The 266-nt window shown below is 46.2% G+C and carries 1 pseudogene; it reads left to right on the forward strand.

The features are described 5' to 3' along the window. Nucleotides 1–266: pseudogene (locus KVT27_RS24910) on the forward strand (helix-turn-helix transcriptional regulator); the annotation flags it as partial.

Below are 266 nucleotides of genomic sequence, written 5' to 3' on the forward strand. Positions count from 1 at the left end.
GTATTCAAGCTGACCAGAATATTGGATTTGGTTGCTTTGCCTGAGTCGTACCAGCGCTGCCATCCGACACCTCTGCGGGATATTTCTTTGGATGGTCGGAAAGAAGAAATTACGGGCGCTGTTCTTCATTTCGCCGGAAGGTCCATGGCGCGTGCGCTGGATTGTTTTTATGCCGAAGATATCTGTTTTCATGAAGATGGCACACTGACCATTACCATTATCAACCCTTGTGAAGTCGAGTGGTTAGTTGAGCAAATATTAAGCTT

The organism is Lysinibacillus sp. GbtcB16 (assembly GCF_019091145.1).
GTDB lineage: Bacteria > Bacillota > Bacilli > Bacillales_A > Planococcaceae > Lysinibacillus > Lysinibacillus fusiformis.